A 22582-nucleotide genomic window follows, 5' to 3' on the forward strand; every position below is an offset into this window, starting at 1 on the left:
GGCGCTCTTATTTCGTGACATGGTCAATCAGGAAATCAAAGAAGTCGTCATAGCGCGCCGGAATGCGTGCTGCACCATCGAGAAGGGTTATCGCCTGCCCGTTTTCTTTGGCGACCTTCTCAAATCCAGCCCCGAATTTCGGACTGTGAACGAGCGACATGTGATCGGTTGACTGATCCTGCAGTTCTTTGGAATACAAAAGCACGATTGGAGGCGAGTCCGCGCCCACCAAATGTGACGGCGACAGCGCCATGATGGCATCGAGGAACTTGCTCCGTTGCGCCAGAAATGACTGAAAATCAGCCTCCGGCAGGCCAAAGGCATGTCCGCCGTAGTCGATCGACGGACTGACCCAATCGCGCATTTCAAAGGGATCGATCGTCGTTTGCGCATCGATCCCGCCCACAGCCTTGATCGGTGAAGGGTGCTCCTTCTCGACCGACAAGGCGAGCCAAAGTGCATTGAATCCGCCCGCTGAATCGCCCCATACGGCAAGCCGTGTGTTGTCGATACCCATGCTCCTTCCGTTCTTCAGGAGATATTGGTAGGCGGATCTGGTGTCATCGAGCGGGGCCAGCACAGGCGGGAATATCCCGTCGCGTTTTGCCGCGATCAGATTGCGATAGTTGATAGCGACGACCGCGGCTCCCTTCGACACCATGTAATCTATTGTATCGTCGGTGAGAAACTTCTTGTCGCCGTTCCACCACCCGCCGCCGTGGACATAGATGATTGCCGGAAACGGTCCCTCGCCGGGTGGCTTATAGAGATCCATTCGATTGCTGGGATCAGCTCCATAGGCGATGTCCTTAACGTCTCTGCGATTGGCGTCGGACGACGCGAGAAGAACGTGCCATCCCGGCGCCAGCCAGAAGGACACGAGCCCGGCCAGTGCCAGCACCACGGCAATGCGTCCACTTAATCTAGAAAACACGCTATATATCTCGCATCTTGCCATCTGCATGATGGCAAAAAATATTTCATAGACAACATAGTGTCAGCATGAATATAAACTCACCTCCAATCAATTCAAATAGATATTCTTTCTACTACTATTCTGGAGCGATGACGGTCTGAAGCATGAAGAAAACACATTATTATGTGATAGATCTAGTCAGAATTTATGCTGCCGCCTTGGTTCTACTGTACCATTTCGCGACATTCGACCTGCCTGAAGCGAGCGGGCGCGTCTTCCCGTTCCTCTGGTGCTTCGATGGGGTCGGCGATGTCGGTGTGGAAATCTTTTTCGTGATTTCGGGCTTCGTGATCTCCATGAGTGCTGAGGGCGCACGCAGCTTGGCAGGCGCCTTGCGTTTCATGCACTTGCGGGCTGTCCGAATTTTGCCGGCCCTGTGGATTTCCAGCCTGATCGCATTTGCGGCATTGGCGTTTGCAGGCGAAGAGATTGGGTCGCTGGTCCCACCGCTCATCCGCTCTTCGGTTCTTTCGCCAATCGGGCCTTACATCGACGGCGTCGTGTGGTCCCTCGTCGTCGAAGCGGTCTTCTATCTCATGGTGGGGATTACGATCGTCTTTGCGCCGCGCGTTTCCCTGGAAAGCCTCGCAAAAATCCTCTGCGCCATAAGCACGCTCTATCTCGTGGTCTGGTCGGTGGCATTTCTGCTCGACAAGGAGCTGTTTGCGGCCCTTTCGCGCTTTCCTTCGAAGGTTTTTCTCCTGCGCTATGGCGTATTCTTCGCGCTGGGAATGTTTCTGTGGCTCAGGCTCCGCGGCAGTCGCTCCGTGACTGAAAACGGCCTAACCCTTCTCGCGGGTTCCATGTGCCTTGTCGAAATTTTCGTTGGCAGGGTTTTCTTGTGGGGGACCGGCACGGCAGCCGCCCTGCTCTGGCTGACGGCTGTCGGCCTCATGGTGCTGTGCATCACCCATTCAGACAGATTCGAAGTCCAGTTCAGCGACCTGCAGCGGAAAACGGTCCGATATCTCGGGAGCTTGAGCTACGCCCTATACCTTAATCACTACACCTTCGGCGGCTCGATCGTGCAGTCGTTGGCCACGGTACTACCGCCCGTTTCCCCGGCATCGATGAGCCTGCTGTTCTGTGCCTCGATCGCTTGCGTGCTGCTGATTTCCTGCTTCGTCACGTCTGCGGAACGCGTCGTCAAAAGGCCGCTCATGTTGCTGCGCGAGCCGCAGTTGCGATCGAACTAGAGGCGACAGATCCAACTAGGCCGCGTGGCGCGACAGGTCTTCCATCACCGTCTCGCCGCCCGACATCAGCACGACGCGCTCATAGCCGGCCTTCTCGAAGGCCGTCATCGCCGAGACGAACTCCTCTTCGATCACTTCCGGCATCGAAAGGATGATTTCGACATCCTTCCTGCGTGTCAGACGCGAGACGCCGGCAACGTCGGCCGCGCCGCATTCGACGATGACGAGATCGTAGGCGGAAACCAGAGCATCGAGAAGCAGGGAAAGCCGGTCTGCACCGCGCATCGCCTTGCGGACGTCGCTGGTGCCCTGCGGGATCAGATGGGCATCGGTGTAACGGTCACCATGGATCGTATCGCCGAAAGCGGCAGTGCCGCACAACAGATCGGTGACGCCGGGCGCATCCTGATCTTCAGCCATCAGCTCGGTCGGATAGCCGGATCCGGTCATGTCCACGAGAACCACGCGCTGGCCGGCATCGGCAAGGCTCCGGGCAAGCGAAACGGTTGCGGCAGAGCCATCGTCACCGGTCGGTGATATGGCAATGGCGAGCGGGGCGCGGCTGCCGATCAGGTATTCCGCGACCGATCCGATCGAAAACTCGTTTTCTTCCTCGGGCGGCGCAGCCTGCTCTGCAGGCGCGTCTTCCTCCGGCTCCTCCTCGACGGGTGCTGACAGCATGCTGGGGGCGACATCGCGCTTGGCTTTCGGTGCGGCGACGGCCTGCTCTTCGTCCTCGATTCGCGCAGCCGGCATGACGCCGCCCTCGACCGGGCGCAAAGCGCGACCACTGAAAAGCTCGGCGAGCATGATGACGATCGAGCTCATGAGCAGCGTCGCGACGGCGACGACGATCACGATCGGCACGACCTTCGGGAAATAGGGATCGACGGGCTCGATGGCGCGGGAGACGATGCGGGCATCGGCCGGGCTCGAATTTTTGTCGGCGCGGGATGCGGCTTCGCGATAGCGTACGAGATAGGTTTCGAGCAGTTGGCGCTGGGCGTTTGCCTCGCGCTGCAGGGCATTCAGGCCGACCTCGTCCTCGCCCGCCTGGGCGCTGTTTGCCTGCAGCGTGCCGGACTGGCGCTCGAGCTCGGTAGCGCGAAGATCGGCGACTTTCGCTTCGTTCTCAATGCTGGCCAGAATTTTCTGCGTTTCCTGGTGGATCTGCGTCTTGATGTCGGCAAGCTGGGCGCGCAGGCTTTTCAGCCTCGGATGATTGTTGAGCAGCGTCGTGCTGAGATCGGAAATCTGAGACTGGAGACCGGATTCAGTTGCCTTAAGCCGCTGCATGGACTGCGAAGACATGATGTCCGGCAGCGTATCCGAAGCCTCGCCCGAGGAGAGAGCATTGCGGACGGCCTGGGCGCGCGCCTCCGCATTCGCCTTTTCGCCGCGAACACGCGTAAGCTCGGCGGAAATATCGTTCAGTTGCTGGGTCGGAAAATTGCTGCCGCCATTGGTCGGCAGGAGGCCGTGCTTGGCCCGGTATTCGGCGACCTTCTGTTCGGCATCATTCACTTTCTGGCGCAGGCTTTCGATCTCCGGTTCCAGCCAACGGGTGGCTTCGGAATTCGTATCGAGCTTCGCGCCGCTCTGCGTGGCGAGATAGGCGCTCGCCATGGCGTTCGGAATGCGGGCGGCGAGCTTCGGGTCCTTCGACGCGAAGGCGATGCCGATGACGCGCGAACCGGGAACCTGAAAAACCTGGAGGCGCTCCGTGAACGCATCGATCACACGTTCCTCGGGCGGGTTTTCGAGCGGGTTCTTCTTGATATGCAGCGCGACGAGAATGTCGGTCAGCGCAGAGCCGTTGGCGGCATCATCAAACTCAGGCAGGTCGTACAGCTTCTCGCTATTGATGACCTTCTTGATGAGATCGGCCGACTGCAGAAGCTGCACCTGGCTGGCGATATTCAGCTCGTCGAGCAGTGGTCCGGCGTTGCCGTCGTTCGATTGCGTGGTGTTGGCGAAAGCCGGTGCGCGTGGTTCGATCAGCAGACGCGTCTCGCCGCGGTACTGCGGCGAGATCATCTTGGCGCCCGCAAAGGCAACCCCTGCCCCGATCAGCGTAATCGCGACAACCTTCAGCCGGCGCGCCCAAACGGCGCGGACAAGCTGGCCAAGGTCGATGTCCACATCCTGATTACCCGCTACGCCGGACATACTCGTACTCCAAGAACAAACACGGTGCGAAGCGTAAACGACTACGGTAACCCAACGGTTAATGTCGCCAGGCCCAAACAAGCCCGGACTGATCGGGCAGAATCCAAAAAATCACGCGCGTTTTTACCGCGCATTAACCCTAACGGATTGATAACGGCAGCACCGAGTTCATTTCCTGTGAGCCTATGCGGATGCCTTTCGCCCAGCCCAAGACGCTTCTGGCCCTGAGCCTTGTCGCCATGACTGCGGCGGTGAGCGGCTGCACCACCTATCAGCCCGCACCGAGAGCCTTCAATCAGGCCACGATACAGCCCTATTCGCTCGACAGCGGTGACCGCCTGCGCATCACGGTTTTCGATCAGCCCAGCATGACCAACACCTACATGGTCGATCAGGCTGGCTACATCGCCTTCCCGCTGATCGGGCAAGTGCCTGCGCGCGGACGCACGCTGCAGCAGCTGTCCGGCCAGATCGCCCAGAAGCTGAAACAGGGTTACCTGCGCGATCCCGACGTGACGATCGACGTCGACCGCTATCGCTCGGTCTTCATCATGGGCGAAGTCGATCAGCCGGGCCAGTATTCCTATGTGCCGGGCATGACCGTGCAGAACGCGATCGCCGTTGCCGGTGGCTTCACCGCGCGCGCCAATCAGCGCATGGTCGATGTCACGCGCAAGATCAACGGCCAGGTGCTGACCGGGCGCGTCAACATTTCGTCCTCGATCATTGCCGGCGACACGATCTATGTCCGTGAACGGCTGTTCTGATCGCTGATGGCAGAACAGAAACCGCTCCGCATCCTCCATTGCTTCAGGTCCCCGGTCGGCGGAATATTCCGCCATGTCCGCGACCTGGTGGAGGAGCACAGCAGGGCCGGCCACGAGGTCGGCATTCTCTGCGACAGCTCCACAGGCGGCGAGCATGAGGATCGCCTTTTCGACGATATCCGTCCCTACCTCTCGCTCGGCCTGACGCGTATGCCGATCCGGCGCTCCATCGCGCTCTCGGATATCGGCGTCATATGGGAAACTTACAAGAACATCAAAAGTTTGCGGCCGGATGTGCTGCACGGGCACGGCGCCAAAGGCGGCGTGCTTGCGCGCCTTGTCGGCTCAGCCTTGCGGGTAAACAGGTATCGCGTTGCCCGCCTCTATACTGCGCATGGCGGAAGCCTGCATTATTCCCGCTCGTCGTTCGGCGGACAGTTCGTGCTCCGGATGGAGCGGCTGCAGGAATATTTCACCGATGCCCTCATCTTCATCTGCGAATACGAGCGTGACACTTATGCCAAGAAGGTCGGCCGTCCCAGAACAAAGACGCGGCTGATCTACAACGGGATCGGGGAGCGGGAATTCCAGATCATTCCCACCCGATCAGACGCCGTGCACTTCATCTATGTCGGCATGCTTCGGGACCTCAAGGGTCCCGATCTGTTTGTGGACGCGTTTGCGAAGACCGAGCGGTTGATCGGCCGCCCGCTCTCCGCGCTGATGATCGGCGACGGACCGGACCGCGAAAGATACCGTGACATGATGGTTGAACGCGGGCTCGGCAAGCGCATCGGCATGCTGCCGCCGATGAGGGTGCAGGAAGCCTTCGCGATGTCACGGAACCTTGTGGTGCCGTCCCGTGCCGAAGCCATGCCCTATATCGTCCTTGAAGGGCTCGGGGCCGGAAAGACGATCATCGCGAGCCGCGTTGGCGGCATTCCGGAGGCCTTGGGAAAGAACAGTCCTGCGCTCGTTACGCCCAATGATGCGGATGACCTTGCCCGCGCGATGGCCGAAGCACTGACGACGCCCGGCTGGCATGACGCGGCCATGCCTTCGACCGAGTCGGTAAAGTCCACCTTTTCCGCCTCGATCATGGCAAAGGATGTCCTGAAACTGTACTATCAGCTCGTCGGGAGATCGCCAGCCTCCGAAAGCTATGAGGCGTCCGTAAATCTTTCTTAGGGCCTTTCTGCTAATGCCGTTTGGGACAACGAGCGGCCGAAGCCCTATGACCAAAGCAGAGAGAAACGATCAGTTCGACGTGGAAGCGCTGCGCAAGCGGCTCTCCGAGATGAAGCCTGCCGACGAGCGGGAAGCCCCGGGCGAGATCAATCCTTACGCCCGGCAGATTGCCGAACAGTTCCGCGAAGGTACGCATTCACCGGCTATCGTCATCGGCCAGCTTCGGCTGTTCGAATTCGTCTCGCAATTCTTAATCGGACTCGCCGCCTTCCTGATCTGGCCGGGAGACGGCAGCGAAACCCTTGCCGCCCGTGCCGGTATGGCCGCCGCCGCCGCCGCGCTGGGCGTCCTGGCGCTGCAACTTGCGGATACCTATTCCATCCCGGCGCTCAGGACCCGCGTGCGGCTGCTGCCACGCATCTTCGGCGCGTGGACGGCTGCCTTTGCCGGAATGGAAGTGATTTTCTGGTTCTTTCGCGATCTCCCCTGGGCTCAGTTGAACCTGCATCTCCTCTGGTTCCTGCTTGCCGCCCTCTTCCTGCTTGGCTCGCGCTTCCTCGCCGCCCAAGGGATTCGAAGCTGGGCGCGCAACGGTATCATGGAACGCCGTGCCGTGATCGTCGGCGGCGGCGAACCTGCCAAGGATCTGATCCGCATGCTCGAATTGCAGGCGGATAACGACATCCGCATTTGCGGCATCTTCGACGATCGCGGGGAAAAGCGCTCGCCGGTCATGGTCGCCGGCTATCCGAAGTTGGGCACGGTTGCCGAGCTGGTTGAATTCGTGCGGCTGACCCGGATCGACATGCTGATCATCTCGCTGCCGCTCAGCGCCGAAGACCGTATTCTGCAGCTCCTCAAGAAGCTCTGGGTCCTGCCGGTCGATATCCGTCTTGCAGCGCATGCGAACCGCCTGCGGTTCCGGCCGCGTGCCTATTCTCACATCGGCTCCGTGCCGATGCTCGACATCTTCAGGAAGCCGATCCGCGACTGGGACTCAGTGGCCAAGCGCGGCTTCGACCTGGTCTTTGCGACGCTGGCACTTCTCCTGTTATGGCCGGTGATGGTTGTCACCGCAATCGCCATCAAGCTGACCTCCAAGGGGCCGGTCTTCTTCATGCAGAAGCGCCATGGCTTCAACAACGAGGTCATCAACGTCTTCAAGTTCCGCTCCATGTACACCAACATGAGCGACTACAATGCCAAGACGGTGGTGACCAAAGGCGACCCACGCGTGACGCCGGTCGGCCGTATCATCCGCAAATCATCGATCGATGAGCTGCCGCAGTTGTTCAACGTACTGAAGGGCGATCTTTCGCTCGTCGGCCCCCGGCCGCACGCGGTCCTGGCGCAGACGAAGGATCGCGCCTGGGGCGACATTGTGGAAGGTTATTTCGCACGCCACCGCGTGAAGCCCGGCGTGACCGGCTGGGCGCAGATCAACGGCTGGCGCGGCGAGATCGACAATGACGACAAGATCAAGTTCCGCACTGCCTACGACCTCTACTATATCGAAAACTGGTCGCTCTGGTTCGACCTCAAGATCTTGTTCCTGACACCGATCCGGCTGCTCAACACGGAAAACGCCTATTGAGCGCGATCGAGGCGACATATTCCCGCGTCGCCCAGCCGCAGCGCGCGACGTTGCGCCTTATCGGCTCGGCGATGGTCGCCTTCGGCGTCTTCCTCTCCGGCTTCGTGATCGACGAGCCCGCGCCCTACGAGCTCTGGATGGCCGGGCTGGTCGGAATCTGGTTCATTCTCGGCCTTCGTATTTCGCGCTACACCGCAATCCTGCTAACGCTGCTCTTGACCTTCAATGTCGGCGGCATGCTTTCGCTGACGCAGATGAAGGACATGACCGGCGGTCCGATGTACATCGCCGTCTCGACGTTCCTTGCGCTGACTTCGGTCTTCTACGCCGCAATCATCGAAGACAGCGCCAGGAGGCTGGCGCTCATCCTCAATGCCTGGGTCTTTGCCGCCCTCATCACCTCGTCACTCGGTATTCTCGGCTATTTCCATGCCTTTCCCGGCGCGGAAGTCTTTACGCTCTACGACCGTGCGAAGGGCGCGTTTCAGGATCCGAACGTCTTCGGCCCGTTCCTCGTCGCGCCGTCGCTCTATCTCGTTCACGGCATTCTGACACGCGACCTGAAAACCTCGCTGCTTCGCGCCGGCGCATTGCTGATCCTTGCGCTCGGCGTATTCCTGTCGTTTTCGCGTGCCGCCTGGGGCCTCTTCCTGCTCGGAGTCGTGCTGCTCATCTTCCTGATGCTCCTGAAAGAGAGAAGCGGCGCCTTTCGGTTGCGCATCCTCATCCTTTCCTTGTCGGCGATCTTGCTGATGGTGGCGGCCCTCGTCATCGCGCTGCAGTTTCCGAAGGTCAGCGACCTCTTCAGCACCCGGGCACAACTCGTCCAGCAATATGACGGCGAGTACCTCGGACGTTTCGACCGTCACCGCATCGGCTTCCAGATGATGATGGAAAGGCCGCTCGGCATCGGGCCGATGGTGTTCGGCACGATATTTCCGGAAGACGAACACAATATCTGGCTGAAGTCGCTGACGACCTATGGCTGGCTTGGTTTCGTCAGCTATGTGTCGATGTTCATCTGGACGCTCTACCTCGGCTTCAAGAACCTCCTCAAGGAGCGGCCTTGGCAGCCCTACCTGATGGTCGCCTGGATCTGCCTCATCGGGCACGCCGCGATCGGCAATGTCATCGATCTTGACCATTGGCGGCATGTCTATCTGCTCTTCGGCATCGTCTGGGGATGCGCCGCACTCGAACATAAGCACCAGTGCGATTTGGCTCGCTCAAGCCGCTAAGCACTTGAGAATGGCGAGATGAGCGCTACACTCTCAAACATGATCACAGGAATTCAGATACGTGGCGCACGCGCCATGACCGGAATGAGCATCAATGAACTCGCAGCCGCATCCGGCCTCGCGCCGGATATCATTGAAGCGCTTGAAGACGGCGATGGAGTGGGCGAGCCCCGCGCTTTTCTCGCGGCCAAACACGCGCTGGAAGCAGCTGGCGTAATCTTCATCTCAAGCGGCGGCCAGGACGAAGGCGGTCCCGGCGTGCGTCTTCGGGCGCGCTCGGAAAGCGATGACGGCATCCGTCCCGAATTTCTCAACGCCTCCAACGACGGCTGACAACTGCAACGCGCGGAACCCGAGTGAGCCTGCTGGCGTTTTCTCCGCACCGTCAACGGTTGGGGGATTTGTCTTGACCCGCAGCAATGGCCTCTATTTCGTCATCGGCGCCCTGGTCGTCATCGTCATCGGCTTGGGCGCCTATATTATCCACGAGGAACGCAAGCCCGATGGCGTCGAGCTCCGCATCGGGGAGCATGGCATTTCGGTCGAGGAAAAGTGATAGGCGGAGCCTAGAGATACGCCTGTGCAAGGGCGGTGAGTTTCGCGCCGTCCTTTGCGCCCTGGCGGTAGAGCTGGATAATCACCGCGCCGAGGCGTTCGGCCTCTGGCGTGTTGCGGCTCAGCCCTCTTTCCGCACAGACAGCGTCAAGCACTCTGGAAATCACATCCAGATCGCTTGAAAACAGCGGCAGATCAAGGGGATGAATTCGTGTATCGAGCATTGGGGCGCACTTTCCATTAGGGCGAAAGCACAACCGCTTCAATCACCGGCCGCCCATCCATAGCCGACGATGGTGATAGTATGCGCGCCGGCCTGCAGCTTGGCAACTGGCACGATTCTTCCAGAAAAATCGGGAGTAGCGGCGCGTTTTATGGGCCTTCTTTGTCGGCTTTTTTCGCGCGGTAATTAAGCTTATGCTTCGCCGCATAGTCGTAGAGAGCCGTCAACTTTCGTGCTGCGGGACTCTCGAAAAGAGCTGGCCGCCGCCCGTGACAAATGCTCAAAAGGTCGCCAATGGTGAAAATTTCAAGGATGATTTTGGTCGTTGCCCTCGCGCTATCCGGCTGCACCAGCACTTCCGAAGGCATCGAGCCAATCCGGGGAAGTATCACATATGGGGGTCAGCCAGCGGCGAAATTGACCAAATCGCCGCCCGGCTCCGTTCTTCCCCATACGTTTATCGACCCGACCGGCCGATGGGTCGAGGAGACATACATTATCCAGCCGGACAGGAGCCTCAAACTGGTCAGGCGACGGGACGTGGTCGACAGTCACGACTGAGCAGATATGCGGATAGCGTCGTCCTCCACTGGAGGCCCGCATCGACGCGGCAGGTCTCTCAACTTCTTCTCTCGTGAGATCAGCGTTTGCCTCTTCACGACTTTGCAGAAATCGCACTTAGTTCCTCGAGATCGAGATCCCGTTCCAACTCCTGCAGCGTCTCGTCATCAATATCACCGGCTCGGTGAAGACGAATGAGTTCCCGGCGTCCAGTCGCCACCGCCCTGAGAACGACATCGAAATGAGCGTGTAGCACGGGCACGTACTGTTCCGTGCGCTCGGCATAGTCGATAATCGCGGTGGCCCTGCGCTGATATTGCTCCAGCAGACGAGGGTGAATGAGATTTCCCTCCGCGTCGTATGCCAGGCTTTGGACGGTAACCAGTTGCGCCTGAGCCATGGCGGCTTCTGCCTGACTCATGGTGAGGCGTGCTTTTTCCGACTCCGGATCGGTGAGCCTTGCCCAACTGATCACCCGCCCCAGCGTTGTGCCCTGCACGAGCACCGTTCCGATGATGACGGCGAACGAAGTCACCAGAATGAAGTCGCGGCCAGGGAAGTCCTCGGGCAAGCTCAGGGCTAGTGCGAGCGTGACCACGCCGCGGACACCCGCCCAGCTTAGGACGGTAGCGCCGCCAACTCCAAGCGGCTGGGCTCGTTCCGCGCCCAATGCGTTGCACAGTTTGATGACAAGATCGGATCCAAACACCCAGGCGAAGCGCGCGGCCACCAGCGTAAGGAGGATTACCAATATCGGCAGCACCATCGTCGCGACCACCGTGCCAAAGCCGCCACCGCGCTCGACGATGCCCCTCAAGGACAAGCCGATCAATATGAAGACCGAAGCTTCCATCAGGAAGATCACCACAGTCCAGAACGACGAGCCTCGCATGCGCGTTGCGGCCGAAAGCACGGTGTGCTGGTGCCAGGTCGCAATCAGGCCTGTCGTGACGGTGGCGATGACACCTGAAACGTGAAGCAGCTCTCCAAGCATATAGGAAATCCAGGCCAACAGCGTCGTCGCGGCGATGATGAGGTATTCATCGCCAAGGCGCCGAACGAATTTGACCCATGCGGTCCCAACGACAACCCCGACGACGGCACCGCCGAGCCCCAGCAGGAAGAAGTTTCCAACCGCCTCGATCGTGCTGAAGGCTCCGGTTGCGGCGGCCGCAACAGCGAAACGAAAGAGCACCAGGCCGCTCGCATCGTTGAGAAGGCTCTCGCCTTCAAGCAGAATCCGAAGCCGCCGAGGGAGTCTCACCCGCTCCAGAACGGCGCGGGCGGAAACGGCGTCCGGTGGCGATACGATCGCGCCAAGTGCCGCGCAGGCAGCCCAGGGAAGCGACGGAAAGAGGAGATGGGTCACGACTGCCACCGCAGCGCAGGTGAAGAACACCGCGCCGACGGCAAGCGAGGCGATACCGATCATATGGCGTTGCAAACGGGCGACGGCGATGGACCAGGCGCCGTCCAGCAGCAGCGGCGGAAGGAAGATGACGAGCACGAGGCCGGGATCGACAGTGATCGCTGGCACGCCCGGCAGGAAGGCAAGCAGCGCGCCGCCGGCGAGCAGCGCGACGGACGGTGGGAGCGCGAGCTTGTGAGCGGCATAATGAAGCGCGATGATCGCAAGAAACATCGCGATCACCAGCTCGAATAGGTGAATGCCCTCCATGCTCGCCCCCGGTGCCGGTTCATTGCGATGGTTCGCATCAAAAGGCGTAGCCAATCGAAATGCAATGGTTCCACAGCGTTGCTGCCTCATCATGAGAAAAAAGCTGCCGTGAGAGAGCGGTCATCAAACCGCCGCCGCGCCCCCGGCGTCCTTCGCGAAGACGCAACACCTTGGCAGGAGAGCGTGCGGATTCGTTTGCGGGTCGAGGACCGGCATGGTGGGTGATCCGGATTGTTATCGAAAGCTTCAGGCAAGCGAGTGAGGCGATAGAAGCGCTTGCAACAGGTGGCGTGAACTTAGGTCTGGAGAATCGTTTCCGGCCGGCGCCCCACGATCATGAGGATCTTCGACTATGGTCTATGACTGGACCGGCGTGCGTACCCGTCGCATGCGCAAAATTAAGCTGACAGCCGCCTCGATTCTGGCCTTGGTCATCGTCTCCGCACCCGTTCTCGCTTTTGCCTAAGGCGCAGCGGCACGACGCGAACGGTGCAGGAGCTGTGAATATCACGCGTGCCTCAAAGAAATAGCCGCCCGAAAAGGCGGCAATCGTGCGGCTGTTTAGACTGGCAACGACGTTGCTTCGTCAGGTTACGAGCCATTTCGAGAGGATGCTGCAACGCCGGCAGCGTCTTTGCTGCCCCCGATACCCAGTTCCGCGTGCCGTATCGAAACGCGTCCGGTGGATATTAACCGGCTGTTATCCTTACCGGTTCATTGCAATGGCTCGAATCGACCGGGCTCGATCAACAGTATGGGGCCGCATGCACCCCAGTGCGGCAAAAGGAGACCCGGCAAAAACCCTCCCAGGACCCTAGGCCGGGTCTCCGCCACCTGTGGGCTTTGGCGTTATGATTCCCGCGCCTCTGTTGAAAGCTGCGCGCGTAATGCTGGGCCTTACCCAGAGACAGCTAGGCGAACGGGCCGGAATCGCTATCGACTTCAGCAGTGGTTGGGAATGGCCGGTTCTCGTTTCTGAAACCGAGCGGAAGACTGGGGTGCTGCCTCTACTGGCGCGCTGAAGCCGTAGGCGCTGCCGTCTGAGAAGCCGGTGTCCGACCTTGATCCAATCGCCCAGCCGGCCGGAATGGTAGGCCTTGAGGGCTACTTCTCTCCCTTAATCACGCTCCAGATCATGCCGGCTGAGGCTGAATACGCAGGCGAAATCCATGTCAGACCAAAGTCCGATCCTGCGCTAGCGTCACAGTTTGGCCCGATTTCCTATAATTTTTAGGGGTGCTTCGATACTTCAATCCGCTCCGCCCGGAACGGAACGAACAACACACAGGTGATTGCACGAATGTCATCGGGACTATGCTCCGGCGAGCAGGGTCTCGAGGTTGAGGAGATCCATGTTCCATGCACGCGAATTGCCACTTGATGGACTTCGGACTCTTGCCATTTCAATGGTGCTCTACGACCATTTCTGGGCAACCGGGGGATCCGTTTCAGGCCATCTTGGCGTTCGCCTCTTCTTTGTGCTCAGTGGTTTCCTGATTACACGCCTCCTCTTGGAAGCGCGTTCAACCGTTCGATATGAAGCAACCACTGCGTTGAAATCGTTCTATATTCGCCGCGCGTTGCGCATATTCCCTCCTTACTTCGCGGTCTTGGGTTTCGTTTGGTTTGTTAACCTTGAAGGAGCTCGAGGCAGCCTCAAGTGGCACGCGCTCTATCTCTCGAACTTCTGGTATGCCCTCCGCGATGAATGGGCGCCCTGGGTGTTGTGTCACACCTGGAGCCTCAGCATAGAGGAGCAGTTTTACATCGCCTGGCCGCTGGTCATCCTGCTGGCTCCGCGCCGATTGATTGCACCGGTCTGCGTCGCCGTCATCACGTTCTCACTGGCGTATCGCCTCTACTGGCCACTGACGGGCACAGCATCTCTTGCGCGCGATCTTCTTCCGCCCGCGTCGATGGATGCGCTTGTCGGAGGCGCGCTCCTTGCCGTCTATCGACGTACTACCGACGCTTGGCCACAAATGGATGCGGCTAAGCTGCGTTCCCTTGACTGCCGCCGCCATCATTTTCCTGTGGCTAAAATCAGTCCCCATGGCACCCGCGCTTGAATGGCTGACATGGATCGGCGCGGAACTTTCGCCCCTCGTACCATTCGTCATGCTCGTCGGATATGCTTCGTCAGGCTTGCGAGGAGCCCCCTGGCGCCTGCTACAACTCCCGCCCATCGTCGCCATCGGACGCGTCAGCTACGGCGTTTACCTTTTCCATCCAATCGTGCTTTCGCTGCTCGTCAAGGCTCAAGCCTGGATCCCGGTCAACGTCTCAGAACAGGGTCCGGGACGTTTTGCCGTCGGAACCATTGCCACTTTGATGGTCGCTTCGATTTCCTGGCTGGCCTTCGAGAAGCCGCTCAACCAGCTCAAACGTCACTTTCCTTATGTCAGCTCCAAAAGCCGCGCGCCATCGCCTGTCGAGGCGAGCGAGGCGGCAGGGACCTGAATATGAAGCGTCCGCGAATATGCCATTGCCGCAGCGTCCCAGAGCGCTGGTTCCCGATAACAGGAAAGCTGAACGATGTCTGATCCATTGATCTCTGTGGTGCTCCCTGTCTACAACGCTGAAGCCTACGTGGCCGCTGCGCTCGAAAGCATTCTGCGTCAGGAGTACTCGCACCTTGAAGTGATCGCGCTCGATGACGGCTCCACCGATCAATCGCTGGCCATCCTCCAACGGCATCAAAAAGCCGACGACCGCATCCGCATCGTCTCGAGGGAGAATCGCGGGCTTATTGCGACTTTGAACGAGGGCATCGCTCTGGCCAACGGTGATCTGATCGCCAGGATGGATGCAGACGATATTTCCTATCCATCGCGGTTTTCACGCCAGGTTGCCTTGTTTGCGCAACGGCCTGAGCTCGCGATTTGTGGTACGGGCATCGATCAGCTTGTCGGCAATCGCGTGGTACTCGGCAAACCAGATCCGGTCTATCAGTCCGGGGAGTGGCACATACTGTCGATGTTCTTTACGATCTTCATGCACTCGACCGTGATGTACAACCGCAAGGTCATCCCTGACGGCATGCTGGTATATGATGCCGGCTACGTGCACGCGGAGGACTTCGATCTCTTCAGGCGCATCGCACGAGAGCTTCCAGCCGCCATGATCGATGAGAGCCTGGTCGCCTATCGTATTCACGACGACAGCGTCACCAGCAGGCACAAGCAGCAAATGCGCCGAACCCACCTGAAGATCGTTACCGAGAATCTCGGGCAGCAATTTCTTGGCGACGATCCCGACGCCCTTCGTGACATCGGCACTGCCGTCACTTGCGGGACGGTACGCCGTGCCGCTAGTTGCATCCTCTCGATAGACCGAAAAATTGCCCAGCAACTAGAGCCGACATCCTCCAGCCATGCGGACGGAGCCTTGTGTCTCTTCTACTTCCTGTATCGGTTGATTATCGATGCGCAGCAACCGGAGCTAACGCACGACTTTCTCACGCGAACCGGAAAGTGGCAGGTTATCCGACGTCGAGAACGATACGGTCTTCACTCCGCCCTCCACTCACCATTGTTGGGCCGGATGTCAGATCGCGCAACCCGGCGACTGGACGCGCTGGTACGTTACTGTCAGTCGGTGCGCATCGAAACCGTACAGCCGCTTAGCGGGCTCGCATAATGGCGCAGGAGCACCGCAAAATCCCGCGCGTAGGCGCACTCGCCCGGCTTCTGAGGTCTCAACCGCCATGCTAGAATTCGTTACCTCAAGTCTTCGGCTTTTACGTCAGGCGCTGGGCGCGCGGCTGAGCCTGGTTGCGGTTGTCGTTGTTTTAGGGCTAGGCAGCGCCGTCCTTGAAGGCACAGGCATTGGTCTCATCATTCCGATGCTGGGTATTATCGCCGGCGATAAGGATCCCTCGGGACTGGCCGGCCTCTCAGCGGTCTTCCAGCAAGTGGGTGCTGGCTTGGATGACCGGACAAGGCTGATTGTGATCGCAGGCGCCATCCTGGGATTGATCATCCTGAAGAATGTCCTAGCGTTCGCCAACGCCGTGCTCACAAATTTCATCTATGGCAAAGCCGGCCATGCGATCCGAAGCTCTCTTGCCGGCCAGCTTTTGACGATTGGATACCCGTTTTTCCTCCAGCAAAGCCCTGGGCGGCTGCTGAACATCATTTCCACCGAATCCTGGCGGGCTTCGGATGCAATACAATCTGTCCTCGCGTCGATCGTCTACGCATCGGCAGCCGTCATCTTGCTTGCCTTCCTCTTGCTTCTTTCATGGCAGATGACATTGGGCGTCGCACTGGGGCTTGTTCTCATTCAGGCTATTCACGCAGCCCTGTCAGCCACTCTGAAAGCGCTGAGCCGGAATGTCACTTCCTTCAACAGCGAACTTGCCGCCCGGATGCTCCATCTCGTGCACGCCGGGCGATTAATCCGTGCATTCGGACAGGAACAGCGCGAGAAAGCATTCTTTGATTCCGCTTCGGATGCCGTGCGCAAAGCAGGGTTCGTTCTACAATCCCGCCAGGCAGTACTGCCTCCGCTAACCGAAGTGCTGCATTCGGCTCTTTTTCTAACCGTCGTCGTGAGTGCCTGGGTTTGGGGCGTAAGTTTTCCGATTATCGTGGCTTTCGTGGTCCTGCTTTATCGGCTGCAACCGCATGTACGTTCGCTGCAAATGGCATGGAGCCAGGTGCAAAGCTGGAGCGGTTCCTTGGAAGAGGTCAGGTGGCTCTTGGATTCATCTGACAAACCGGCGCCGCCATCAGGAAACCGCGTGGTTCCCGCGCTTCCCAAACAGATCAAATTCGATCGCGTAAGTTTGAAATATCCAGGCTCCGGCTCGCGACCTATGGTGCTGCGCGGCGCGACCTTCGAAGTCCGCCAAGGCCGCTCGACGGCAATTGTCGGACGATCCGGCGCTGGAAAAACCACGATCGTCAATCTTCTGTGCCGATTTGTGGAACCCGATGAGGGAAACATTCTGATCGACGGCGTCTCGCTCAATCAAATCGATCCTGTCCTATGGCGAAGACGGATTGCGCTCGCCAGCCAGGACCTCGAGCTGGTTGAGGGTACGATCCTGGAAAACATTACCTATGGTCACAATGCATCGCTCGCCGAGGCGGAGAGCGCATCGAAGCTCGCTGAGGCGCACGAGTTCATCGAGAAGCTGCCTGACGGATATGAGACTCTCGTCGGCTACAGGGGAGCCAGTCTTTCGGCGGGGCAACGGCAGCGGATCGCGTTGGCAAGAGCCTTGGTGCGTGATCCGGAAATTCTGATTCTGGACGAGGCCACGAACGCCATGGACGGATTGTCCGAGGCGGCAATCGTTGAGACCTTGAAATCAAGAGCCGGTCGTCGCACGACAATCGTCATCAGCCATCACCGCAGCACCATTTCATTCTGCGACGAAGTCGTCATACTCGATGGTGGCCGGGTTAGGAATCAGATCCCCTTTGCCGAGGTCGCGACATTGAGCATGGACCAGCTCTACGAGCATGAAGGGCTCTCTTCGTAAGTGCTAGCCTGGGCGCAGCGCTACCTCCAGAACCGACCGTGCCGGCCGCGTTGCAGTCTTGCGCCATCGCAGGCGTACCACCGATGGACGCAATAAGGGCGATGCACGCGAGGGTGATCTTCGCTCTCATTATCGTCTCCTTACTTCTTCGGTTTGGTGATGTCGCAGATACCATCCGACCGGCGCGTGATGACTGTTCCATCTGGCCGGGTTGCACTCGCAGTGGAGAAAGCCTGGCTGCCCGCGGTTCCGGAAGTGACGGATGAACCTGCGCTGGAGGAAGCGGAACCGCCACCGGACTGCATGGGGGTAGTCTTGCCGTCTATTGTCGTAGATAATGAGACGCCGCCGCCCCTGCGGTCACGGACGATGAGGTGCCGAAAAAAACAAGCAGCCCTATGCCGTCGCTATGAAGTCGGGAGCGCCCTTTGCGCTTGCCGGCGTTTGGGAGACGTTTCGAGATCAGGCCGGCATAGAAGTCCGCACATTTGCCATCATCACCTGCCCGGCGAATGAAATGATGGCCGCCATCCATGACCGCATACCGATCATTCTGCACCCGGAAGCTCGTCAACGCTGGCTGTCGCCGGAGCCCGATCCGAGCGACCTTTTGAAGCCATTCCCATCGGGGCTGATGACGATGTGGCCCATCGACAGGAAAGTCGGATCACCGAAAAACGACACGCCCGATATCGTCGAACAGATCGACCTCGATCCCGAGCCGACACTGGTCTGAAACGGCGTCACAGCCCCTTTCATCAATGCCTGCACGTTGTGATGACCTGAAGGGGCCACAGCCGGGACGATGAGTTGAGCCGTGGCCTCCTTCTGCCTCTGGAGGAGGGTACGAGGAGCGTTACCCCAGTTACCAATCCGCTTCCTCGTCATTCACCAGTTAGGCTGTTCAGCGTGACCGTGTAGTGGACCAAGGTCCTAGGACCGCTCTATGGACGCGACCGCGAGGCCCCGCCTTTATTCGGCGGCTTACGGTATCGGTTGTCCGTCCTTCTTGTACCTGCCTCGAATCATACCCTTGGTTCCGCAGCGTTTGCTGCGAAAGCTTCAAGCGCGGCAAAGCCGCGAAAAATGGAATCCGCCTAGTCGGCAGATACTTTGGTATAAAGCGGCGGGATGACCGTTTACAGCTTTAAAGTTCAGGTGTTCAGATCGCAAAACCGTGTGTATGAAATCAAAAGGGTCAGCTAGTGTCAAAACTAACTGACCCCCAAAAGATAAGTTCACCCCGCAGGTAAACCCTTGAAAAACCTCGGAATGGCCGGATTTGAACCGACGACCCCTTGACCCCCAGTCAAGTGCGCTACCAGACTGCGCTACATTCCGTCATCGCCGTACTGCGGTCGGTCTGAACATAATCACTGATCCCGTATAATGAACCAGAGACCCCTTGACCCCCAGTCAAGTGCGCTACCGGGCTGCGCTACGCCCCGACCTGCCGAAACGGCTTGTTTCGTTTAGTTTTTCGCCGCCTTGAATGCAAGCGGAAAAAGCCGTTATGCGTTCAAAAAGGCGACATTCCTCTCACGCTCCTACCATCGCGATCGCGTTTTCGCCGATTGGCCGGACGCTCCATGCTTCGTAATCCGCGATCGAAAAATGCGGGGTCTCGAATGGTGTCGTATGTGTGGTGGTAATGACGGTGACGTCGGCTCCTGCGCCTTCACCTGCAAGGATGCCGGCAACGGCATCTTCGAAGACCAGGCACCGCTTGGGATCGACGCCTAAGCGCTTGGCGCCGAGCAGATAGCATTCCGGGCTGGGCTTGCCGGCGGAGACCTCCTCGCCGCTGACGATAACCTCAGGCATCGGAATGCCGGCGGCCGCCATGCGTCGTTTTGCAAGAGCGATCGGCGCGGAGGTGACGATTGCCCATTTGCCGGCGGGGACGCTCGCCAAAAACCGGATGGCGCCGGGGATCTCGACAATCCCGTCCACGTCTTCCATTTCCGCGATCAGCAGTTCCCTAGCCTCATGGTCCGGGTCCACGCCCGGAAGTGCCAACTGGCGAATGGTATCGCGGGCGCGGACGCCGTGTACCGTTTTCAGGAAGACTTCAGGCTCAAGGCCGTGACGCATTGCCCAATCGCCCCAGACGCGCTCGACCACTGGTATCGAGTTGAGCAAGGTGCCGTCCATGTCGAAGAGGAAGGCGTCGTAGGGTTTACCGGGTACGTTGGAGGTGGACACAGAAAATTCCTTGCAATGAAGCTTCGAGAGCAGGAAAGGCGGCGCGCTCTGGACCACGCCGGCAGAGGATCAGGATTGCGGTTGGCGTGCTCATGGCGCCAGACCCTTCCCTGCGATCCTCTGTAGCCAGATGCAGCCGGTTTGCCAAGGTTGCGGACTGCCGCAAGCTTTTCCGGAACAACGAACCTATGCGAGCGTTTTGACCATGGCTTGGTAAGAAAAGGAGAGTCATCCCATGCGCAAGACCATGCTGGCTACGGCCGCAGTAATGCTGACGGTCTGCTCTGCCGCCTTCGCGCAGAGTACTGTCGTCATCGACCCTGCACCGACCGGTTCCGTCGTGTTGCCGGGCGAAGTCCGCACCTATGTGATGGAGCAACAAACGCCCTCCGTTGTCTATGAGGGCGACGTAATCGTTGGCACCACGCTTCCGGATACCGTTGAAATCCACACTGTCCCCAACATGGACGGATATGCCTATACCGTTGTCAACGAACGCCGAGTGATTGTAGAACCAAAGACGCACCGGGTTATTCAGGTTCTTGAATAGCAGCGTCAAGCGCGAAGCTCGACGGCTTCGCGCCCCCTCTCAAGGAGTACTCAGAAGCTCCCGGATTTTATGAGCGAGCTGCTCGAGGCTGAAGGGCTTGGCCAGCAGCGACACGCCGTGGTCCAGCACACCGTTGTGGACGATCGCATTTCGCGTATAGCCAGTCGTGTACAGGATTTTCACGTCCGGCCATTTTTCGTTCACGGCGTCGGCGAGCTGCCTGCCATTCATCTCCGGCATGATAATGTCGGTGAAAACCAGATCGATATCGGGATTTTTCCCGAGCACCTCCAGCGCCTCACTGCCGCTCGAAGCCTCGAACACCGTATAGCCGAGTTCCCGCAGGCTCTCGATCGTCATGCGGCGGACCTCATCATCATCCTCGACAACCAGGATCGTATCTTTGGCGCTGCCTTGCGGCAGGGGCAAAGCGCCGGATTCCGGAAGCCGCCCGGTCTGCACTCCGACGTGACGGGGCAGGTAAATCTTCGTAGTGGTGCCGCGCCCGACCTCCGAATAAATCTTGATATGGCCCCGGCTTTGCTTCACGTAGCCGTACACCTGGCTCAAGCCGAGGCCGGTGCCCTTTCCCGGCCCCTTGGTCGTGTAGAAGGGATCGAAGGCGCGCTCTATGACCTCCTGCGACATGCCGATGCCGGTGTCTGTGATGCTCGTCATCACATATTGGCCTGCATCGACATCCGCATGCATGCGGGCGTAACGATCATCGAGTTCGGTATTTGCCGTCTCGATTGTCAGCTTGCCACCGCCGGGCATTGCGTCACGGGCATTCACCGCGAGATTGAGAATGGCGTTTTCAAGCTGGCTCAAATCGGCGAAGGTCGGCCACAGCCCACCTGCGAGAACGGTCTCGATCTTGATGTGCTCGCCGAGCGTTCGGCGAAGAAGCTCGGACATGCCGCCCACCAGCCTGTTGAGATCAATGACCTCGGGCGCCAGGGGTTGCTGCCGTGAAAACGCCAGCAGCCGCGCCGTGAGCACGGCCGCACGCTGAGCACCGTCGCGCGCATTCTGGATGGAATTTAGAAGACGCGGATCCTCCTTCCCGGCAAGGCGGCGTTCCGCGAGATCGAGGCTGCCGATGATGATCGCCAGCATGTTATTGAAATCATGAGCGACACCGCCAGTGAGCTGGCCGATCGTCTCCATCTTTTGAAGCTGGCGGACCTGCGCTTGTGCAGCAGCATGCTCCTCCATCTCATGCTTGAGTTGGGCGGTGCGCCGCGCCACGGTCTCTTCGAGCCGCGTGTTGAAATTTGCGAGTTCTTCCCGAAGCTTCCGCTGCCTGCGATGACTGATGATGATCGCCTGCATCAAGCAGATGACAATCAGGGCATTGATCAGAAACGTCGAAAGAGCGAGCCATTGCGAACCAACCTCGGGCCAGAACGCATTGTCCGGCTCAACAAAGAATAGCTGCACGAGAAAGGCGGATAGCACCGCCGCAAGAAGGCCCGGCCCGGCGCCGCCGAGGAAGCTCGCAAAAACAATCGCGGGAAAGAAACCCAGGAAGGGAAAACCGCTCAACACGTCGCCTGCGGCGAGCCGCAGAAAAAACGTTACAGCAACCAAGGCAACTGCCAGCGGATAGGTCATCCGGGGCTTTTGACGCAGCCAATCGGTCGCGCTCAACAAATCCATATAAAAGAGCCTTCCCTCACCCCTACGCCCGAGGCGTCCTTTCCGATTTTGCATATCGGATTCGAGGCGGCAATACGGGTTTTCTTCATCATTACGAATTCCATCTTGACGACACCCGCTCGCCCGGCAGAATATCGGTTCGACCACCTGGAGGAACACGGGTGCTGAGGGTCATCAAGGACATATTCATCGTCGAGGACGATGCGCTGATCGCGATGCTTCTCGAAGATATGCTCGGCGATATCGGATATCGCGTATCGGCAACCGCGGGCGATCTCGACCAGGCGCTGGCGAAAGCCGAGACCACAGAATTCGACGCAGCTATTCTCGACCTGTCGCTTGCGGGGCGGAGTTCGCTTCCGGTCGCAAAGCGGCTTGATCTCAGGGGAAAGCCCTATGTGTTTGCGACTGGCTATGGGGAACCGCCCGAAGGCATCGACGAGCGGACGCGCCCCATCGTTAAGAAGCCCTTTCAACTGTCTGATCTGCAGCAGGCACTGAGGAGCCTCGCCGGCGCTTGACGCCTGCA

General features: G+C 59.1%; 19 protein-coding genes, 1 tRNA gene and 3 pseudogenes. 14 read left to right on the forward strand and 9 right to left on the reverse strand.

Going from position 1 to position 22582, the window contains the following annotated elements; genetic code table 11:
* Positions 1-7: 7 nt before the first annotated feature.
* Positions 8-934, reverse strand: coding sequence for an alpha/beta hydrolase (locus ACPYOI_RS03065; protein WP_481418368.1), 927 nt, complete (start codon positions 932-934; stop codon positions 8-10).
* Positions 935-1080: 146 nt separating this feature from the next.
* Here ACPYOI_RS03065 and ACPYOI_RS03070 point away from each other — a divergent pair, with 146 nt between their 5' ends.
* Positions 1081-2172, forward strand: a complete 1092-nt coding sequence (locus tag ACPYOI_RS03070) for an acyltransferase family protein (RefSeq protein WP_481418369.1) — start codon at positions 1081-1083, stop codon at positions 2170-2172.
* 15 nt (positions 2173-2187) lie between these two features.
* On the opposite strand, the gene ACPYOI_RS03075 is transcribed toward ACPYOI_RS03070, so the two are convergent.
* On the reverse strand, positions 2188-4341 hold the full coding sequence (locus ACPYOI_RS03075) for a GumC family protein (RefSeq protein ID WP_481418370.1): 2154 nt from the start codon (positions 4339-4341) through the stop codon (positions 2188-2190).
* A gap of 191 nt (positions 4342-4532) precedes the next feature.
* Here ACPYOI_RS03075 and ACPYOI_RS03080 point away from each other — a divergent pair, with 191 nt between their 5' ends.
* From ACPYOI_RS03080 to ACPYOI_RS03105, 6 genes are all read left to right on the forward strand, one after another.
* Complete coding sequence (locus ACPYOI_RS03080) at positions 4533-5108, forward strand: polysaccharide biosynthesis/export family protein (protein WP_481422529.1); 576 nt, start codon at positions 4533-4535, stop codon at positions 5106-5108.
* A 6-nt stretch (positions 5109-5114) separates the two neighbouring features.
* Positions 5115-6296 (forward strand): glycosyltransferase family 4 protein, encoded by a 1182-nt coding sequence (locus ACPYOI_RS03085; RefSeq protein ID WP_481422530.1) that lies wholly within the window; start codon positions 5115-5117, stop codon positions 6294-6296.
* Between the two features lie 46 nt (positions 6297-6342).
* Complete coding sequence (locus ACPYOI_RS03090; RefSeq protein WP_481419850.1) at positions 6343-7890, forward strand: undecaprenyl-phosphate glucose phosphotransferase; 1548 nt, start codon at positions 6343-6345, stop codon at positions 7888-7890.
* The gene (locus tag ACPYOI_RS03095; protein ID WP_481419851.1) at positions 7887-9128 is read left to right on the forward strand and encodes an O-antigen ligase family protein; all 1242 of its coding nucleotides are present in this window, start codon (positions 7887-7889) and stop codon (positions 9126-9128) included. The genes ACPYOI_RS03090 and ACPYOI_RS03095 overlap by 4 nt, the downstream gene beginning before the upstream one ends.
* A 39-nt stretch (positions 9129-9167) precedes the next feature.
* Entirely contained in the window at positions 9168-9461 is a 294-nt protein-coding gene (locus tag ACPYOI_RS03100; protein WP_481419859.1) for a RodZ family helix-turn-helix domain-containing protein, read from the forward strand.
* Positions 9462-9534: 73 nt separating this feature from the next.
* Positions 9535-9684 (forward strand): hypothetical protein, encoded by a 150-nt coding sequence (locus tag ACPYOI_RS03105; protein WP_481419852.1) that lies wholly within the window; start codon positions 9535-9537, stop codon positions 9682-9684.
* Between the two features lie 10 nt (positions 9685-9694).
* On the opposite strand, the gene ACPYOI_RS03110 is transcribed toward ACPYOI_RS03105, so the two are convergent.
* Both ACPYOI_RS03110 and ACPYOI_RS03115 read right to left on the reverse strand, forming a co-directional pair.
* A complete protein-coding gene (locus ACPYOI_RS03110; RefSeq protein WP_481419853.1) occupies positions 9695-9907 on the reverse strand; it encodes a hypothetical protein in 213 nt (70 codons plus the stop codon).
* 148 nt (positions 9908-10055) lie between these two features.
* A complete protein-coding gene (locus ACPYOI_RS03115) occupies positions 10056-10274 on the reverse strand; it encodes a hypothetical protein (RefSeq protein WP_481419860.1) in 219 nt (72 codons plus the stop codon).
* Between ACPYOI_RS03115 and ACPYOI_RS03120 the strand changes: the two genes are divergently transcribed.
* A complete protein-coding gene (locus ACPYOI_RS03120; protein ID WP_481422531.1) occupies positions 10183-10467 on the forward strand; it encodes a hypothetical protein in 285 nt (94 codons plus the stop codon). The genes ACPYOI_RS03115 and ACPYOI_RS03120 overlap by 92 nt on opposite strands.
* 94 nt (positions 10468-10561) lie before the next feature.
* On the opposite strand, the gene ACPYOI_RS03125 is transcribed toward ACPYOI_RS03120, so the two are convergent.
* Complete coding sequence (locus tag ACPYOI_RS03125) at positions 10562-12145, reverse strand: Na+/H+ antiporter (protein ID WP_481422532.1); 1584 nt, start codon at positions 12143-12145, stop codon at positions 10562-10564.
* Positions 12146-13551: 1406 nt separating this feature from the next.
* Between ACPYOI_RS03125 and ACPYOI_RS03130 the strand changes: the two are divergent.
* The 3 genes and pseudogenes from ACPYOI_RS03130 (at position 13552) to ACPYOI_RS03140 (ending at position 17636) form a co-directional block, all read left to right on the forward strand.
* Positions 13552-14696: pseudogene (locus tag ACPYOI_RS03130) on the forward strand (acyltransferase family protein).
* Positions 14681-15784: a glycosyltransferase family 2 protein gene (locus ACPYOI_RS03135; protein WP_481419857.1), complete on the forward strand. Its 1104-nt coding sequence runs from the start codon at positions 14681-14683 to the stop codon at positions 15782-15784. Before ACPYOI_RS03130 ends, ACPYOI_RS03135 begins: the two are co-directional and overlap by 16 nt.
* A gap of 67 nt (positions 15785-15851) precedes the next feature.
* Entirely contained in the window at positions 15852-17636 is a 1785-nt protein-coding gene (locus ACPYOI_RS03140; RefSeq protein WP_481419858.1) for an ABC transporter ATP-binding protein, read from the forward strand.
* A gap of 140 nt (positions 17637-17776) precedes the next feature.
* Here ACPYOI_RS03140 and ACPYOI_RS03145 read toward each other — a convergent pair.
* A pseudogene (locus ACPYOI_RS03145) lies at positions 17777-18015 on the reverse strand (hypothetical protein); the annotation flags it as partial.
* On the opposite strand from ACPYOI_RS03145, the pseudogene ACPYOI_RS03150 reads away from it, so the two are divergent.
* Positions 18010-18372, forward strand: a pseudogene (locus tag ACPYOI_RS03150) (SOS response-associated peptidase); the annotation flags it as partial. The pseudogenes ACPYOI_RS03145 and ACPYOI_RS03150 sit on opposite strands and share 6 nt — an antisense overlap.
* A gap of 531 nt (positions 18373-18903) precedes the next feature.
* Here ACPYOI_RS03150 and ACPYOI_RS03155 read toward each other — a convergent pair.
* A tRNA-Pro gene (locus ACPYOI_RS03155) sits at positions 18904-18977 on the reverse strand.
* A 198-nt stretch (positions 18978-19175) separates the two neighbouring features.
* Positions 19176-19841: an HAD family hydrolase gene (locus ACPYOI_RS03160; RefSeq protein ID WP_481420156.1), complete on the reverse strand. Its 666-nt coding sequence runs from the start codon at positions 19839-19841 to the stop codon at positions 19176-19178.
* A 235-nt stretch (positions 19842-20076) separates the two neighbouring features.
* Between ACPYOI_RS03160 and ACPYOI_RS03165 the strand changes: the two genes are divergently transcribed.
* Positions 20077-20391 carry a DUF1236 domain-containing protein gene (locus ACPYOI_RS03165; protein ID WP_481420155.1) on the forward strand — a complete coding sequence of 105 codons (315 nt, stop codon included), beginning with the start codon at positions 20077-20079 and terminating at the stop codon, positions 20389-20391.
* Between the two features lie 39 nt (positions 20392-20430).
* Here the strand turns inward: ACPYOI_RS03165 and ACPYOI_RS03170 are convergent, their stop codons facing one another.
* A complete protein-coding gene (locus tag ACPYOI_RS03170) occupies positions 20431-22053 on the reverse strand; it encodes a response regulator (RefSeq protein ID WP_481422533.1) in 1623 nt (540 codons plus the stop codon).
* A gap of 173 nt (positions 22054-22226) precedes the next feature.
* On the opposite strand from ACPYOI_RS03170, the gene ACPYOI_RS03175 reads away from it, so the two are divergent.
* A complete protein-coding gene (locus ACPYOI_RS03175; protein ID WP_168829607.1) occupies positions 22227-22574 on the forward strand; it encodes a response regulator in 348 nt (115 codons plus the stop codon).
* Positions 22575-22582: the final 8 nt, after the last annotated feature.

The organism is Rhizobium sp. SVR5-2C, assembly GCF_056755115.1.